This is a genomic window from Methylibium rhizosphaerae (genome assembly GCF_006386545.1).
In the GTDB taxonomy this organism is placed as follows: domain Bacteria; phylum Pseudomonadota; class Gammaproteobacteria; order Burkholderiales; family Burkholderiaceae_C; genus Pseudorivibacter; species Pseudorivibacter rhizosphaerae.
This window is the reverse complement of record NZ_SWAR01000018.1, coordinates 51,312-65,945: the sequence shown is the minus strand read 5'-3', so window position 1 is coordinate 65,945 and position 14,634 is coordinate 51,312. Positions and strand designations below refer to the sequence as shown.

The following is a 14,634-nucleotide window of genomic DNA, read 5'->3' as shown; positions in this document are numbered from 1 at the left end:
CTCTCACTGGAAGAAGAACGACAGACCGCCCGTGATGGCGCGGTACTCGGTGGACCGGGTGTCTGCCACGAAGGCGGTGTAGATGGAGTAGTCGGCCCGCAGCACGAAACGGTCGGTGATGTAGTAGCGCACGCCCAGCCCGACGTTGGCCAGCTTGGCGTCGGTGACGATGGACGACACCAGGCTCTGGTTCGGCACGTTCTTGAAGCGCCCGAATCCGACGCCGAAGAACGGCGACAGCCGCCGGTCGGACCATGGCTCGACGTTCAGGTTGACGTGCCAGAAGTCGGTGCCGGAGAAGACACCCTGCACCTGCCCCAGCGTGCCCTCGACCGACAGGGTGTCCGACAGCCGATAGCCGGTCCAGATCTTGAGCATGGGCTCCTTCTTGAAGCGGCCCCAGCCGCCGCCGAGCTCGAGCTTGCGCAGCAGGTAGTCGTCGACCACGAGATCGCGGAAGGTCTTCTGCCCGCCTGCCTCGGTGAGGGTGGTCTCGAGCTGCCGGCGATGCACCCAGCCCTCCTTGCCGCCTTCGGTGCGCACCTTGTACCAGTCGGTGTGGCGCAGCGTGATGCCGATCCATTCGCCGCGAGGCGCGACGAAGAAGACCGGGTAGCCGCGGCCGGGACCGGTGTGCAGCTCGATGTAGGGGTCGGTGATCTGCAGCCGCTCGACCTTGTCTTCCGCAGCGTGTGCCGGTCGGGCGCCGATGGCGGCGCAGGCCACCAGGCCCCAGAACAGCAAGCCGCGCAGCGGTGCGCGGCAACGAGCTGCAACCCCTCCGAACAACCAGTCGCTCATTGTGTGTTGCAGGCCCCGGTATTGATGTCAGGCGGCGTGAACATGTTGGCCGCCGCAGTGCTGAACTCGTCCTGCCCGGCGGGCATGGGGCGGCTCATCCAGTACTGGATCAGCCTTGCGTTCGGGTCCTGCAGGTTCTCGAAGATGAGGCCTCCGCCGTGAAGCACGCCGTTGACCATGGGCTTGGTGAGCAGGCGGCTCTGCGCCGGTGAGCTGATGAACACCTCGCCGGCCGCTGAGTAGTAGTTCTTGTACATGTCGGTGGTGCGGATCACGTCGGGCGTGTTGGCCCCGTTGGACAGGTCCACCGGTTGCGCCGACTGCACCACGCGGAAGGCGCCACCCGTGCCCACGGTGTTGTCGTGGCAACCCGAGGCGGCACAGGTGTTGATGGAGATCACGCCATTCTGGTTGATCTGCAGCTGCGCCAGGAAGATGGGATTGACGCAGCGCTGGAAGTACGCGAACGACAGCTTCTGCCCGCCGGTGCCGCCGGGGTTCTGGACGTCGGGCGGGTTGTCCAGCGGGTTGGAACCGCCCCCGCCGCAGCTGGCCAGCAGGGCGGCGGCCGCAACGGCCGCCAGGGAAAGCGCCGCGAGACGCCGTGCGCCTCGCGACGCGATGACTCGACTCTCGAGCGTCATTGAGTACAGCCCGAGGTGATCCAGCTGGCGATCGCGTTGTAGCCTGCGCTGCCCACCGGCAGCACGGCGGTGGTCTGCGTCGTCGCACCGGCCGGGTGCGGCACGGTGGACGGACGCGACAGCAGGTAGTTCTGTGCCGCGTTGCAGGTGTCCGAGATCATCGACAAGGTGACGTTGTAGTCGCCCTCGGCGCTGCCGGTGAGCACGAAGCGGTTGCCGCGGAACTGGCCGCCGCCCACGATGCTCGGGTCGGTGCCGATGGCCTGGTGGCAGGCCGCCGCACAGGTCGAGCGCAGCACCGGCCACACCTGCGACTCGAAGGTCGCCTGGCTCAGCGTGGTGACGGTGCGCACGGCGCTGCCGGAGCCGAACGGGTCGTTGTAGTACTGGCCGCCCAGGTCGATCCACTCGACCAGCAGCCGCTTCTCGGCCGGGTTGAGCAGCGTCGAGTGGTCGGGCGCGCCGGCCGGCGGGTTGGGGAACGCGGTGCGCGCGGCCGAGCCGGCCAGCAGGGTTTCACCGAACAGGATCTCGGTGAGGCGGCTCTTGCGGGCCTGGCCTGCGGTGTTGGCAGCGCCGGAGCTGGTTTCCACCAGGGCCGGACCGCGCTCGATCTCGGGCACGCCGTCGCGGATGCGGGTCACCGGCTGGCCGTTGGCGCCGAGCACCGGGTCGCCCAGCAGCAGCTCTTCGTACGACACCAGCCGGCCGGTGCCGGCCGTGGTGTTGCGCAGGTCGAGATTGGCCGGGTCGCTGTGGCAGTTGGTGCAGGTGTTGGCGCCGCCGGTGCCGCGAACGCGCGTCCACAGCGGGGCGATGTGCTGCGGATAGTTGATGACACCGTTGGTCGGCACGGCCGTGGCCAGGTCGTCGGCCGGGTTCGTGTTGCCGGTGTAGCGCACCAGGATGCTCGGACGCGCCGTGACGTTGGGCTTCGTGGTGTCGGCCCACACGTCGGTGAAGTCGAGGTCGGTCACCAGGTTCAGGCGCGCCGGATCGAGGCGGGTGCGGGTCGAGGCCATCGTCTCGCCGGACTGGTGCGCGCCGGCCAGGGCCTGTACCAAGGCAGCGGGCATGGTGTTGACCACGGTGCCGGAGTTCAGCGAAGCGCCTCGGCGCGGGCTGTGGCAGCCGTCGCAGGTGCGGCGCTCGCCGGGGCGGACCTGGATCCAGTTGGTGTGCGTCTGGAACGCACGGCCCTTGGCGTCGACGATCTGCAGGCCCAGCGGGATGTCGGCCGGCACCTGCAGCTTGAAGGAACCGTCGGGCTCGACCTGCGCATAGCCCAGGATCTGCTGCTGCTCGAACTCGGTTTCGCCGATGGCAGAACGCAGGCCCATGGTGGACGACGGCGGCGCGATGGCACGCACGGCCCGCACGAAACGGGCGGGTGCGCAGCGATAGGCCGCGTCGGCCGGGTCCTTGATGCGCAGCAGGTCGGCCACCATCGGACGCGTGTCGTGCGAATCGGTGGGCGCCACCTTGGCGATCGCCGTCGTGCAGCCCGCGGCCAGGTCGGCGGCGGTCAGCATCGGGTCGGACATGCGGTTCAGGCCGTCGGTGTCGTACACCGAACGCACTTCGATGAGCGCCATGTTCTGCGCGCGCAGCACCGGGTCCACGTTGGTCGGGTCGGTCGCATTCGGCTCGGTGCGGGCCTGCAGGGCGACCGGGTCGGTGTACATGAAGCCCGGGGGCGGGGCTGCGACGTTCAGCCAGGTCTGGTTGGCCGGGTTGAACATGTAGATCGCATAGGCCGCCGGCGCGTTGTCCTGCACCGGATCGGCAGCGGCTTCGGCCATGGTGCGCTCACGGTTGCCCAGGCGCGCCTTTTCGGCGTCGGTCAGTGTCGAGCAATGCACCACCACGCCGTCGCGGGTGACTTCGCACGGGCGGTAGGCCACCAGCACGCGGTCGGTGCCGTCCCACAGCGGGTACGGCGTGGTGACGCGGCCGTTGAGCGACAGGCCCATGCCGTCGTTCAGGCGCTCGGTGGTGGACTGGGTCTGGCCCCCTTGCGCCGGGATGGTGGCATTGGCCGGCGTGTTGTTCTCGGAGTAGTTGGCCGCGTCCACGATCATCAGCGCGCCGCCTTCCTGGGTGCGCGACAGCGGCATCAGCGACGACGTGAGCTTGCCCTTGTAGGCACCGGCCGGGTCCATGTCGCGCGGGTGCAGGAAGCTGTTGCCGGGACTCTGCGCGCCGTACAGCACGAACATGTCGGTGCCGTCGGGCTTGGTGCGGAAGATCGCGAAGCGGTTGCGGTCGGCCACGTGCTCCCAGCGCGCGAACATGATGTCGCCGTTCGGGCGCACCACCGGGTTGCGGTCATGGCTCTGGTTGAAGGTGATCTGGGTGATGCCGTTGCCCTCGGCGTCCATCGTGTGCAGGTTCAGCACGCGCTCGCGCTCGTATTCGTCGAGCGCGAAGTAGGCCCGGCCGAGCGCCTGGTTCTGGCTCGACTTGGCCTGGCGGTTCGACGCGAACACGAAGCCGCGGCCGGCCGGCAGGTAGGCCGGATCCACGTCGTCATGCTGGTTGCTGCCGGTGATGCGGCGGAAGGTGCCGCCGGTGTAGCCACCGGTGGTCATGTCGTATTCCCAGATGTTCCAGCGGCCGGTGCAGGCCACCTGGCCGTTGATCGTGGGGCTGCCGTTCACCGGGCAGCGCATCGCGAACACGATCTTCTTGCCGTCGTAGGACACCTCGGGGTCGGAGGCGTCGCCCTGGCCGCGGGTGAATTGCGCGGTGATGTTGTGCTCGGGCGCGCTCGGCGAGGACTTCTCGCGGATCAGCAGGTCGCCGCCGGCGGCGAAGGGGGCGCCGTCGGTCGGGTTGATCGAGATGCTGGTCGATCGCTTGGCGTAGGCGATGGGCACGTCGCCCTGCACCGTCACGGTCGAGGAGTCGCTGCCGCTGCCGCAGCCGGCGAGCCCCAGGGTCAACGCGGCGGCGGCGGTGCCTGCCAGCGCGGTTGTCATCGTGAGTCGTTTCATTTTTCCTCTCCGGTCGCTTCGGTTGGGTCGAGCGCGAGCTTTCTTGCTTTTCGTTGTCGTGTTGTTATTGGGGCCTGGGGCCTGCACCAAGCAGCCCCGACGAGTAATGCAGAACACCAGCGGCATCGACGACGATGGCGTCGACGCCGCGCAGGGATTCGACGAGCTGCAGCCCTTTTTCGAGGCCCAGCACGAACACGCTTTTCGACAGCCCCTCGGTGGTGAGCCCGTCATCGGCCAGCACCGTGACGCTGCGCACGCCGTCGGGCGACCTGCCGGTCTTCGGGTCGATGACGTGATGGCAGCGCACGCCGTCGCGCTCGAAGAAGCGCTCGTAGTCGCCCGAGGTCGAGATCGCCACGTCTTCGAGCGGCAGCACGGCCACCACCTGGCCGGGCCGGCGAGGGTCACGGATGCCGATGGTCCAGGGCCGGCCGCGACGGTCGCCCAGCACACGGCTGTCACCGCCGGCCGCCACGAAGGCGTTGGTGATGCCGCGCTGGCGCAGCAGGGCCACCGCGTTGTCCACCGCATGCCCCTTGGCAAAGCCGCCCAGGTCGATGCGCATGCCGGGGCGCAGGAAGCGCACCGTGCCGGCCTGCCGGTCGACCGCCAGGTGACGCCAGCCGATGGCGGCGCAGCCCTGGGCAAGCATCTCGTCGGTGGGGGCGATGCCTTCGCGGTAGTCGTACAGTGCGCCCGCACTGGCATAGGTGATGTCGAACGCGCCGCCGGACAGCTGCGAGAAGTCGATCGCGCGCTCGATCAGGGCCGCCATTTCGCCGCTCACCGGTACCGCTGCCATGGCGGCGTCGCGGTTGATGCGCGACAGCTCCGAGTCGGGCTTGAAGGGGCTCATCGCATGGTCGACGCGGTGCATCTCTTCGATGACCGCGGCCATGGCCGACTCGGCGGTCTCCCGGTCGGCCGCCCACAGCTCCACGCTGACGGAGGTGCCCATGATGGCTTCCTCGCGCCGGTACCAATTGCCGGGCGCGACCGAGCCCCAGGAGCCGCGTACGGCTCCCGGCTCTGCGCTTGACGACAACGGCAAGGCGCCAGAACTCATCGGATCCCTCCAGTGGGTTTGTGGCGGCCAGGCAGGTTTTGAATGGAATGCCCTCATGGGGGCCCGGCGCACCAACCACGCTTTCACGTGTTCGGGGCGCATCTTCAGGCCATCCCGACTCGAAATACCGTGACAAGTTGGCAAATAGCCGCAGCCTTACAAGCCGTCTCAGATGTAACGGCGGCGCGTTGACCGGCCTCGCACTTAGGCGTTATCAATTCGCACCGGGCGTCGGCCGGAGGCTGGGAACGCTGCGTGCCGAGCAATTCTTTCGGCCTGCGGCGCAGTGCAGGCTCAGCGTCAGCAGACACTCACTCGATGAAGCTGCCTGAGCGGCTCACCATGGTGAGGCCGACGTACGACGAGCCTTGGCGCGAGCCGGGGCCGTAGTGCACCGACAACGTCGGCGTGAAGAGCTTCTCGCCCATGGACTCGAGCGCGGTCACCAGCGATTCACGCGTCACCCGGCTGCCTGCCTTGCGCAAGCCTTCGACCAGTACCCTGGCATTGATGTAGACCTCGAGCCCCAGGTACGAGAACTCCTGCCGGCTGTTGCCGCCGCGCAGCACCTGCTGGTAGTCACGCACCACCGGGAGGCCGGCATTCCACGGGCTGGGGACCAGCGTCGTGAACACGACGCCGGTGGTGTGTTCGCCCAGCTGCGCGACCATGGCGCGGTGCGCCTGCGCGGCCAGGCAGTAGAACTGGGCCGCGAGTCCTGCCTGGCGGGCTTGGCGGATCAGCGCCACTGCGGTGAGCGGCGGCGCCACCACCACCACGCCCTGCGCATCGGAGCGGCGCAAGGCTTCCACCACTGCCGCCATGTTCCCGGCGTCGCGCGCCATCGCGTGTTCACCGGCCGGTTTGAGACCGGCCCGGGCCAGCATCCGCTGGGCCGCGGCCTGGCCGCTCCTGCCGAAGGCGTCGTCCTGGTAGGCCACCGCGATGCGGCGCTGCCCGATCGTGTCCATCTGGCGCACCATGCGGGCGATCTCGTCCTCGGTGGTCGGCCGCACGTTGAAGGCATAGCGCGCGGCCGGCCCCTGCGGGCCGACGTCGGCGATGCCGATGCCGCTCACCACCGGCAGCCGGGCCTGCGCGGCCACGGGCAGCAACGCGCCACAGCTGGCCGTGCCCCAGCAGTTGAACAAGGCCACGACGCCCTGCGCGTCGAGCTTGCGGGCGTTCTCGGCCGCCCGCGCAGGCTGGAACTTGTCGTCCAGGGCCAGCAGTGAAATCCGGCGCCCCTGGATGCCGCCGGCTGCGTTCACCGCGTCGAAGGCGGCCTTGGCCACTGCGAGCGTCTCCTGCCCCACCGCAGCATCCGGGCCGGACAGCGGCAGGCTGGCGCCGATGAGGATGTCGTCGGCCGGCGCTTGCGCCTGTGCCATCGACGTGCTGCAAAACACGAGCGCGAGCAGGCCCGCCGCGCCCGCCCGCGCGACCGCGTGTCTGAGGGTTCCCATGGTTGGCTCCCGGCGTCAGCTCGACGCCTTGGGCGCTCGCTCGCTCCACAACACGCCGCCGGTGGCCCAGTCTTCGCGGCGGACGTCGTAGAACAGCACGTCCACCGAGTCGGCGCTGCCGCCCAGCACGCGCACGCAGGCTTCGGTCACTTCCCTGGCCAGCGCAGCCTTCTGTTGCGGCGTGCGGCCCTCGAACAGCTCGATCCGGATCGTCGGCATCTCTTTCGTCTCCTCGTTTGTGGTGTTGTCAGTCGCGAAAACCCGGCGACAGCCGGTCGGCGCGGCGCAGCAGCGCGGGCCATTCGGCATCGCCGTCCCATTCGCTGCCGTCGCCCACCCATTGGCGATACGTGCGCCCGGCCAGCGCCTCGCTCACCACCTGCACCTGGCCGCCGGTGGCCGCCATGGCCAGCAGCTGCGCGCTGGCGGCCCGCTCGAGCAGGTGCATCAGCAAGAAGGCCTCGGCCACCGTGCGGCCCACCGTGAGCGTGCCGTGGTTGTCGAGGATGAGGCCGTCGAGCGCACCGAGGTTGGCGACCAGCCGGCGCTCCTCGTCGCGGCCCAGCGCCAGGCCTTCGTAGGCATGCCGGCCCAGCCGGCCGTGCAGGCGCATGGCCCATTGCGAAGTGGGCTCGAGCCCGCGAGGCAGCATCGACAGGGCCACACCCCACGGCGCGTGCAGGTGGATCACGCACTCGACCTCGGGGCGCGCGGCATGCACCGCGCCATGGATGGTGAAGCCGGTCGGGTTGACGCGCCGCCCGCTGCCGTCGACCACCCGGCCGGTCGCGTCCACCTTCACGAGGTTGGACGCGCAGACCTCGTCGAAACCCAGGCCGAACTCGTTGATGAGGTAGGTGCCCGGCTCGCCCGGCACCGCGGCCGACAGGTGGGTGTAGATGGTGTCGTCCCAGCCGGCCAGCGCGGCGAGCCGGTAGGCACAGGCGAGATCGACGCGGACGTCCTGCTCGCTGCGCGGAGCCCTCGGGTGGAACTGCATGGGAACCTCGGAAGCCGCACGCCTGCGGCCGCTGTTCGCTATTGGGTGCCAGCGCCGCCTTCGTACCAGCGGGCGATCAGCGCCCGCTCGCCGTCGGTGATCTGGGTGGCATTGTTCAGCGGCATGAGCTTGAGCACCGAGACCTGCTGGTACACCTGCTGCGCATGCTGCTTCACCAGTTCGGGCGTGTGCAGGGCGACATTCTTGCTCTGCAGCTGCGCGTTGTGGCACATGGCGCAGCGCTGGTCGATCACCTGCTTGACCTCGGCAAAGTGCACCGGCTGGGCCGCCTGCGCCTTCTGCTCGGCAGTCTGCGGCGCGGGCGAGAGCCAGAAGGCAAGGCCCGCCAGCGAGAGCGTGCCCGCCACCGCGTATTCCCACGGCGGCCGCTTGCCGGCCACCAGCGCCTTGTGGCGCGCCACGAAGCTGTGGCGGATCAAGGCGCCGGCCAGCATCAGCAGCACCAGCACCAGCCAGTTGTTCGGACCCTGGTACAGCCAGCCGTAGTGGTTGGACAGCATCGCGATCAGCACCGGCAGCGTGAAGTAGGTGTTGTGCACGCTGCGCTGCTTGCCGCGCTGGCCGTGGATCGGATCCACCGGCTGGCCGGCCTTCATCTGCGCGATCACCTTGCGCTGGCCGGGAATGATCCAGAAGAACACGTTGGCGCTCATGGCGGTGGCGATCATCGCGCCCACCAGCAGGAAGGCGGCGCGGCCGGCGAAGAGCTGGCAGGCCAGCCACGAGGCCAGCACGATGAAGGCGGTGACGCACAGGCCGACGATGAGGTCGCCGTTCTTCTTCTGCCCGAAGGCGCGGCAGATCAGGTCGTAGACGAACCAGAACGCCACCAGAAAGCCGAGCGCCGCGCCGATGGCAGCGCCCGCCGACCAGTCGAACACGCTCTTGTCCACCAGGAAGCTGCCCGCGTTGAACAGGTACAGCACGGTGAACAGGCCGAAGCCGGTGAGCCAGGTGGAATAGCTCTCCCAGTAGAACCAATGCAGGTGCTCGGGCAGCTTCTTCGGCGAGACGAGGTATTTCTGCGGGTGGTAGAAGCCGCCGCCGTGCACCGCCCAGAGCTCGCCGTTGACGCCCTTTTCCTTCAGGTCGGGATCGACCGGCGGCGTGAGGCTGTTGTCGAGGAAGACGAAGTAGAACGAGGAACCGATCCAGGCGATGGCGGTGATGACGTGGGCCCAGCGCAGCAGCAGGTTGGCCCAGTCGAGCAAATAGGCGTCCATGAAGATGACCTCTTGTATCGAGTCAGGAGGGTCACCTCACCACGGCGGGCTCTGTGAGGGTGTCAACGTCGCAATCCTCAGGGGCTGGCCCCGGGGCTCCGCGGCGACGTTCGCAAAGTGTATACACAGCTGGCGCCATGTCAATCCGGATCCGGATGGCACGCGCCGCGGTCAAGACTGCTTCTCAGCTACCCCGGTAGGTGGAATAGGACCAGGGGCTGCACAGCAGCGGCACGTGGTAGTGCGAGCCGGTGTCGGCGATGCCGAAGTCCAGCGGCACTTCGTCGAGGAAGGCCGGCTCCGGCAGCGCCACGCCGCGGCCCCGGAAGTAGGCCGCCACGCCGAACACGAGGCGGTACCGGGCCTGCTCGAGCGCCGCGCCTTCGAGCAGCGGCGCGTCGGCACGGCCGTCGTGGTTGAGCTCGATGCGCTTGACGAGCGTGGCCGCACCGCCTTGCAGGCGGTACAGCGACACCACCATGCCGGCGGCGGGGCCGCCGTGCACGGTGTCGAGAACGTGGGTGGTGAGTTTTCCCATGGGGGCTCCGGGGGGGGGGGTCGAGGGGCCCGCGTCACGTCGGGCTTGAAAGCTTCTCAAAAGTGTATACAGTTTTGGGTACAGATCAAGCCGACCCGAACCTTCCATGCCTGCCGCCCATGCCCGCTCGCCCCGCCACCTGAAGGTGGTTGCCAAGACGGCCAGGCCTGCGGCCTCCTCCGCACCGGCCACCACCACGCAGCGCATCGTCGACTCCGTCACCACCGCCATCGTCGAGCGCCGGCTCATGCCGGGCACCAAGCTGGCCGAGCAGAAGATCGCCGACATCTTTGCGGTCTCGCGCACGGTGGTGCGCCAGGCGCTCAACCAGCTGAGCCGCGACAAGCTGGTCACGCTCACGCCGGCGCGCGGCGCCTACGTGGCCGAACCCAGCGTCGAGGAGGCGCGCCAGGTGTTCGAGGTGCGCAACATGCTCGAGACCGCCATGGTCCGGCGGCTGGCCGCCGAGATCACGCCGGCCCAGGTGGCCGAGCTGCGCGCCCACCTGCGCGACGAGCAGGCCGCCGTGCAGCGCACCGACGTCTCCGGCCGCACCCGGCTGCTGGCCGACTTCCACGTCGTGCTGGCCCGCATGCTGGGCAACGAGACCCTGGCCGAGATGCTGCAGGACCTGGTGTCGCGCTGCTCGCTGATCTCGCTCATGTACCAGTCGTCGCATTCGGCCGAGCACTCCTTCGAAGAACACGTCGCCATCGTCGATGCACTCGAGAAGCGCGATGCCCGCGCCGCTGTGCGCCTGATGGACGACCACCTCGGCAACGTCGAGCGCAACCTGCGCCTCGACCCCCGCGTGCCCGACCTGGAGGCCGCGCTGTTTCCCGTTCCCGCGAAATGAACACCATGACCCCTACCAACGGCTCCCAAGACTACCCGCGCGACCTCGTCGGCTACGGCCGCAAGCCGCCGCATGCGCAATGGCCCGGCCGCGCCCGCGTGGCGGTGCAATTCGTGCTGAACTACGAAGAAGGCGGCGAGAACTCGGTGCTGCACGGCGATGCCGGCAGCGAGCAGTTCCTCTCGGAGATGTTCAATCCGATCGCCTACCCGGCGCGCCACCTGTCGATGGAAGGCATCTACGAATACGGCTCGCGCGTGGGCGTGTGGCGCCTGCTCGACGAGTTCGAGAAGCGCAAGCTCCCGCTCACCGTGTTCGGCGTGTCGATGGCGCTGGAACGCCACCCCGAGCTCACGAAGGCCTTCGTCGAGCTCGGCCACGAGATCGCCTGCCACGGCTGGCGCTGGATCCACTACCAGAACATGGACGAGGCCACCGAGCGCGAGCACCTGGAGCGCGGCATGGCCATCATCTCCCGCCTCACCGGCGAGAGGCCCCTGGGCTGGTACACCGGCCGCGACAGCCCCAACACGCGCCGGCTGGTGGCCGACCACGGCGGCTTCGAATACGACAGCGACTACTACGGCGACGACCTGCCCTTCTGGCTGCAGGTGAAAAAGACCGACGGCTCGCTCGCGCCGCACCTGGTGGTGCCCTACACGCTCGACGTGAACGACATGCGCTTCGCGCTGCCCCAGGGCTATTCGCAGGGTGACGACTTCTTCACCTACCTGCGCGACAGCTTCGACGTGCTGTATGCCGAAGGCGAAGACGCGCCCAAGATGATGTCCATCGGCATGCATTGCCGCCTGCTCGGCCGCCCGGGGCGGATGCGTGCGCTGCAGAAGTTCCTCGACCACATCGAGAAGCACGACCGCGTGTGGGTCACCCGCCGCATCGACATCGCACGGCACTGGAAGCAGGTGCATCCGTTCAACGCCGACACGGCCTTCGTCTGGAAGTGAGCCCCGCCATGCCCCTTTCGCTCGCCCAACTGAACGACGCCTCGCAGGCCGAGTTCACCGCCGCGCTCGACGGCGTGTACGAACACTCGCCCTGGATCGCCGAGAAGGCCTGGGCCCGCCGCCCCTTCAAGACGCTGGCCGCGCTGAAGCTTGCGCTGGTGGAAACGCTGCGCGAGGCCGGACGCGAGCCGCAGCTCGCGCTGGTGCGCGCCCACCCCGAACTCGCCGGCAAGGCGATGGTGAGCAAGACGCTCACCGCCGAGTCCACCCACGAGCAGTCGAAGGCCGGCCTCACCGACTGCTCGCCGCAGGAGTTCGCGCGCATCCAGCAGCTCAATGCCGACTACAACGCGAAGTTCGGCTGGCCGTTCATCCTGGCGGTGCGGGGGCCGCGCGGCTTGGGCCTGCCTCGCCACGAGATCATCGACACCTTCGCGCGGCGCCTGCACAACCCGCCCGACTTCGAGCTCGCCGAGTGCGTGCGCAACATCCACCGCATCGCCGAGATCCGCCTGAACGACAAGTTCGGCGTCGCGCCGGACCTCGGCAACCTGGTCTGGGACTGGGCCGAGAAGCTGGCGCAGCACAGCGACCCGGGCTATGCCGAGCAGGGTCAGCTCACGGTGACCTACCTCACCGACGCCCACCGCGCCTGCGCGCAGCGCCTGTCGAACTGGATGCGCGAATGCGGCTTCGACGAGGTGCACGTCGATGCGGTCGGCAACGTGGTGGGCCGCTACCTCGGCGTCAATCCGAAGGCCAAGGCACTGCTCACCGGGAGCCACTACGACACCGTGCGCAACGGCGGCAAGTACGACGGCCGCCTCGGCATCCTGGTGCCCATGGCCTGCGTGCACACCCTGCACAAGGCCGGCCGGCGGCTGCCGTACACGCTCGAAGTCATCGGCTTTGCCGAAGAGGAAGGCCAGCGCTACAAGGCCACCTTCCTGGGCTCGGGCGCGGTGATCGGCCAGTTCGATCCATCGTGGCTGGACCAGGCCGACGCCGACGGCGTGACGATGCGCGAGGCGATGAAGCATGCCGGGCTGTGCATCGACGACATCGCGAAACAGAAGCGCGACCCGGCCGACTACCTCGGCTTCATCGAAACCCATATCGAGCAGGGGCCGGTGCTCAACGAGCTCGACCTGCCGCTGGGCGTGGTGACCTCCATCAACGGCAGCGTGCGCTACGTGGGCGCGGTGATCGGGATGGCCAGCCATGCGGGCACCACACCGATGGACCGCAGGCGCGATGCGGCCGCGGCGGTGGCGGAACTGGCGCTGTACGTGGAACAGCGCGCCGCCGCCGACGGCGATTCGGTGGGCACGATCGGCATGCTGTCCGTGCCCAACGGCTCGATCAACGTGGTGCCCGGGCGCTGCCAGTTCAGCCTCGACCTGCGCGCGCCCACCAACGAGCAGCGCGACGCGCTGGCCGGTGACGTGCTCGCCAGGCTGAAGGACATCTGCGAACGCCGCGGCGTGCACTACCAGCTCGAAGAAACCATGCGCGCGGCGGCCGCACCGAGCGCCCCCGCCTGGCAGCAGCGCTGGGAACATGCGGTGCAGGCTCAGGGCCTGCCGGTCTACCGCATGCCCAGCGGCGCCGGCCACGACGCGATGAAGATGCACGAGGTCATGCCGCAGGCCATGCTGTTCCTGCGCGGCGGCAACTCCGGCATCAGCCACAACCCGCTGGAAACCATCACCAACGACGACACGCAACTGTGCGTCCAGGCCTTCCAGCACCTCCTTGACCAACTCGCCTCGGAACTCGCATGACCACCGACCATTACAAAGAAATCGACGTCTGGATCGACGCGCACTTCGACGAACAGGTGCGCTTCCTGCAGGAGATGGTGCGCGTGCCGACCGACACGCCGCCGGGCAACAACGCGCCGCATGCCGAGCGCACGGCCGGGCTGCTTCAGGCCTTCGGCTTCGAGGCGGAACAGCACATCGTGCCCGAGCAGGAGGTCAGGGACTACGGTCTCACCTCGATCACCAACCTGATCGTGCGCCGCAAGTACGGCGAAGGCCGCACGGTGGCGCTCAATGCCCACGGCGACGTGGTGCCCCCCGGCGAAGGCTGGACGCACGACCCCTATGGCGGCGAGGTGCACGAGGGCAAGCTCTACGGCCGCGCCTCGGCCGTGAGCAAGAGCGACTTCGCCACCTTCACCTTCGCGGTGCGCGCGCTCGAATCGCTGAAGGCGCCGTTGAAAGGCGGCGTCGAGCTGCACTTCACCTACGACGAAGAGTTCGGCGGCGAGCTCGGACCGGGCTGGCTGCTGAAGCAGGGCCTCACCAAGCCCGACCTGCTGATCGCCGCCGGCTTCAGCTACGAGGTGGTGACCGCGCACAACGGCTGCCTGCAGATGGAGGTCACGGTGCACGGCAAGATGGCGCATGCCGCCATCCCGCACACCGGCGTCGACGCGCTGCAGGGCTCGGTGAAGCTGCTCAATGCGCTGTACGCGCAGAACGAGCAGTACAAGCAGGTCATCTCCAAGGTGCCGGGCATCAGGCACCCCTACCTCAACGTGGGCCGCATCGAGGGCGGCACCAACACCAACGTGGTGCCGGGCAAGGTGGTGCTCAAGCTCGACCGCCGCATGATCCCGGAGGAGAACCCGGCCGAGGTCGAAGCCGACATTCGCCGGGTGATCACCGAGGCCACCGCCGGGCTGCCCGGCATCACCGTCGAGATCAAGCGGCTGCTGCTGGCCAATTCGCTCAAGCCGCTGCCGGGCAACACGCCGCTGGTCAACGCGCTGCAGAAGCACGGCGAGATCGTCTTCGGCGAAGCCATCCCCACCATGGGCACACCGCTGTACACCGACGTGCGGCTGTACTGCGAGCGCGGCATCCCGGCGGTGATCTACGGTGCCGGCCCCCGCACCGTGCTGGAAAGCAACGCCAAGCGGGCTGACGAGCACCTGGTGCTCGAAGACCTGCGGCGTGCCACCAAGGTCGTCGCACGCTCGCTGTACGACCTGCTGCAGTGAGAGGGGATGGACGAGTGGACGGGGGGTGACCCCGATGTGCGCACA

At 68.6% G+C, this 14,634-nt stretch carries 13 protein-coding genes; 4 read left to right on the top strand and 9 right to left on the bottom strand.

From position 1 onward, the window contains the following. Window positions 1–3: 3 nt before the first annotated feature. The 9 genes from E8D38_RS14360 to uraH all read right to left on the bottom strand — a co-directional run bounded on the left by E8D38_RS14360 (window position 4) and on the right by uraH (window position 9,758). Complete coding sequence (locus E8D38_RS14360) at window positions 4–801, bottom strand: SH3 domain-containing protein (RefSeq protein WP_140631774.1); 798 nt, start codon at window positions 799–801, stop codon at window positions 4–6. Beyond that, window positions 798–1,445 carry a hypothetical protein gene (locus tag E8D38_RS14355; RefSeq protein WP_140631772.1) on the bottom strand — a complete coding sequence of 216 codons (648 nt, stop codon included), beginning with the start codon at window positions 1,443–1,445 and terminating at the stop codon, window positions 798–800. Before E8D38_RS14355 ends, E8D38_RS14360 begins: the two co-directional genes overlap by 4 nt. Beyond that, window positions 1,442–4,441, bottom strand: a complete 3,000-nt coding sequence (locus tag E8D38_RS14350; protein WP_140631770.1) for an HzsA-related protein — start codon at window positions 4,439–4,441, stop codon at window positions 1,442–1,444. The genes E8D38_RS14355 and E8D38_RS14350 overlap by 4 nt, the downstream gene beginning before the upstream one ends. A gap of 64 nt (window positions 4,442–4,505) precedes the next feature. Beyond that, window positions 4,506–5,402 carry an FAD:protein FMN transferase gene (locus E8D38_RS14345; protein WP_246099492.1) on the bottom strand — a complete coding sequence of 299 codons (897 nt, stop codon included), beginning with the start codon at window positions 5,400–5,402 and terminating at the stop codon, window positions 4,506–4,508. A gap of 419 nt (window positions 5,403–5,821) precedes the next feature. Continuing rightward, entirely contained in the window at window positions 5,822–6,976 is a 1,155-nt protein-coding gene (locus E8D38_RS14340; protein ID WP_140631765.1) for an ABC transporter substrate-binding protein, read from the bottom strand. Window positions 6,977–6,991: 15 nt separating this feature from the next. Beyond that, window positions 6,992–7,195: a 4-oxalocrotonate tautomerase gene (locus tag E8D38_RS14335; RefSeq protein WP_246099491.1), complete on the bottom strand. Its 204-nt coding sequence runs from the start codon at window positions 7,193–7,195 to the stop codon at window positions 6,992–6,994. Between the two features lie 28 nt (window positions 7,196–7,223). Further along, the gene (locus tag E8D38_RS14330) at window positions 7,224–7,976 is read right to left on the bottom strand and encodes a class II aldolase/adducin family protein (RefSeq protein ID WP_140631757.1); all 753 of its coding nucleotides are present in this window, start codon (window positions 7,974–7,976) and stop codon (window positions 7,224–7,226) included. A gap of 38 nt (window positions 7,977–8,014) precedes the next feature. Next, on the bottom strand, window positions 8,015–9,220 hold the full coding sequence (locus tag E8D38_RS14325; RefSeq protein ID WP_140631754.1) for a urate hydroxylase PuuD: 1,206 nt from the start codon (window positions 9,218–9,220) through the stop codon (window positions 8,015–8,017). A gap of 184 nt (window positions 9,221–9,404) precedes the next feature. Continuing rightward, window positions 9,405–9,758, bottom strand: a complete 354-nt coding sequence (gene uraH, locus E8D38_RS14320; RefSeq protein ID WP_140631751.1) for a hydroxyisourate hydrolase — start codon at window positions 9,756–9,758, stop codon at window positions 9,405–9,407. Window positions 9,759–9,864: 106 nt separating this feature from the next. On the opposite strand from uraH, the gene E8D38_RS14315 reads away from it, so the two are divergent. From E8D38_RS14315 to E8D38_RS14300, 4 genes are read left to right on the top strand one after another with little or no spacing between them, the layout of a single operon-like run. After that, the gene (locus E8D38_RS14315) at window positions 9,865–10,614 is read left to right on the top strand and encodes a GntR family transcriptional regulator (RefSeq protein WP_140631747.1); all 750 of its coding nucleotides are present in this window, start codon (window positions 9,865–9,867) and stop codon (window positions 10,612–10,614) included. A 5-nt stretch (window positions 10,615–10,619) separates the two neighbouring features. Continuing rightward, window positions 10,620–11,579, top strand: a complete 960-nt coding sequence (gene puuE, locus E8D38_RS14310; RefSeq protein WP_425462778.1) for an allantoinase PuuE — start codon at window positions 10,620–10,622, stop codon at window positions 11,577–11,579. Between the two features lie 8 nt (window positions 11,580–11,587). Continuing rightward, complete coding sequence (uraD, locus tag E8D38_RS14305; protein WP_140631741.1) at window positions 11,588–13,363, top strand: 2-oxo-4-hydroxy-4-carboxy-5-ureidoimidazoline decarboxylase; 1,776 nt, start codon at window positions 11,588–11,590, stop codon at window positions 13,361–13,363. Continuing rightward, window positions 13,360–14,589 (top strand): M20 family metallopeptidase, encoded by a 1,230-nt coding sequence (locus E8D38_RS14300; RefSeq protein ID WP_140631737.1) that lies wholly within the window; start codon window positions 13,360–13,362, stop codon window positions 14,587–14,589. Before uraD ends, E8D38_RS14300 begins: the two co-directional genes overlap by 4 nt. The last annotated feature ends 45 nt before the right edge of the window (window positions 14,590–14,634 follow it).

Bases quoted from the DNA above. Each gene is read 5' to 3' on its own strand.
- E8D38_RS14360 (WP_140631774.1), bottom strand. From the start codon at position 801: ATGAGCGACTGGTTGTTCGGAGGGGTTGCAGCTCGTTGCCGCGCACCG.
- E8D38_RS14355 (WP_140631772.1), bottom strand. From the start codon at position 1,445: ATGACGCTCGAGAGTCGAGTCATCGCGTCGCGAGGCGCACGGCGTCTC.
- E8D38_RS14350 (WP_140631770.1), bottom strand. From the start codon at position 4,441: ATGAAACGACTCACGATGACAACCGCGCTGGCAGGCACCGCCGCCGCC.
- E8D38_RS14345 (WP_246099492.1), bottom strand. From the start codon at position 5,402: ATGGGCACCTCCGTCAGCGTGGAGCTGTGGGCGGCCGACCGGGAGACC.
- E8D38_RS14340 (WP_140631765.1), bottom strand. From the start codon at position 6,976: ATGGGAACCCTCAGACACGCGGTCGCGCGGGCGGGCGCGGCGGGCCTG.
- E8D38_RS14335 (WP_246099491.1), bottom strand. From the start codon at position 7,195: ATGCCGACGATCCGGATCGAGCTGTTCGAGGGCCGCACGCCGCAACAG.
- E8D38_RS14330 (WP_140631757.1), bottom strand. From the start codon at position 7,976: ATGCAGTTCCACCCGAGGGCTCCGCGCAGCGAGCAGGACGTCCGCGTC.
- E8D38_RS14325 (WP_140631754.1), bottom strand. From the start codon at position 9,220: ATGGACGCCTATTTGCTCGACTGGGCCAACCTGCTGCTGCGCTGGGCC.
- uraH (WP_140631751.1), bottom strand. From the start codon at position 9,758: ATGGGAAAACTCACCACCCACGTTCTCGACACCGTGCACGGCGGCCCC.
- E8D38_RS14315 (WP_140631747.1), top strand. From the start codon at position 9,865: ATGCCTGCCGCCCATGCCCGCTCGCCCCGCCACCTGAAGGTGGTTGCC.
- puuE (WP_425462778.1), top strand. From the start codon at position 10,620: ATGACCCCTACCAACGGCTCCCAAGACTACCCGCGCGACCTCGTCGGC.
- uraD (WP_140631741.1), top strand. From the start codon at position 11,588: ATGCCCCTTTCGCTCGCCCAACTGAACGACGCCTCGCAGGCCGAGTTC.
- E8D38_RS14300 (WP_140631737.1), top strand. From the start codon at position 13,360: ATGACCACCGACCATTACAAAGAAATCGACGTCTGGATCGACGCGCAC.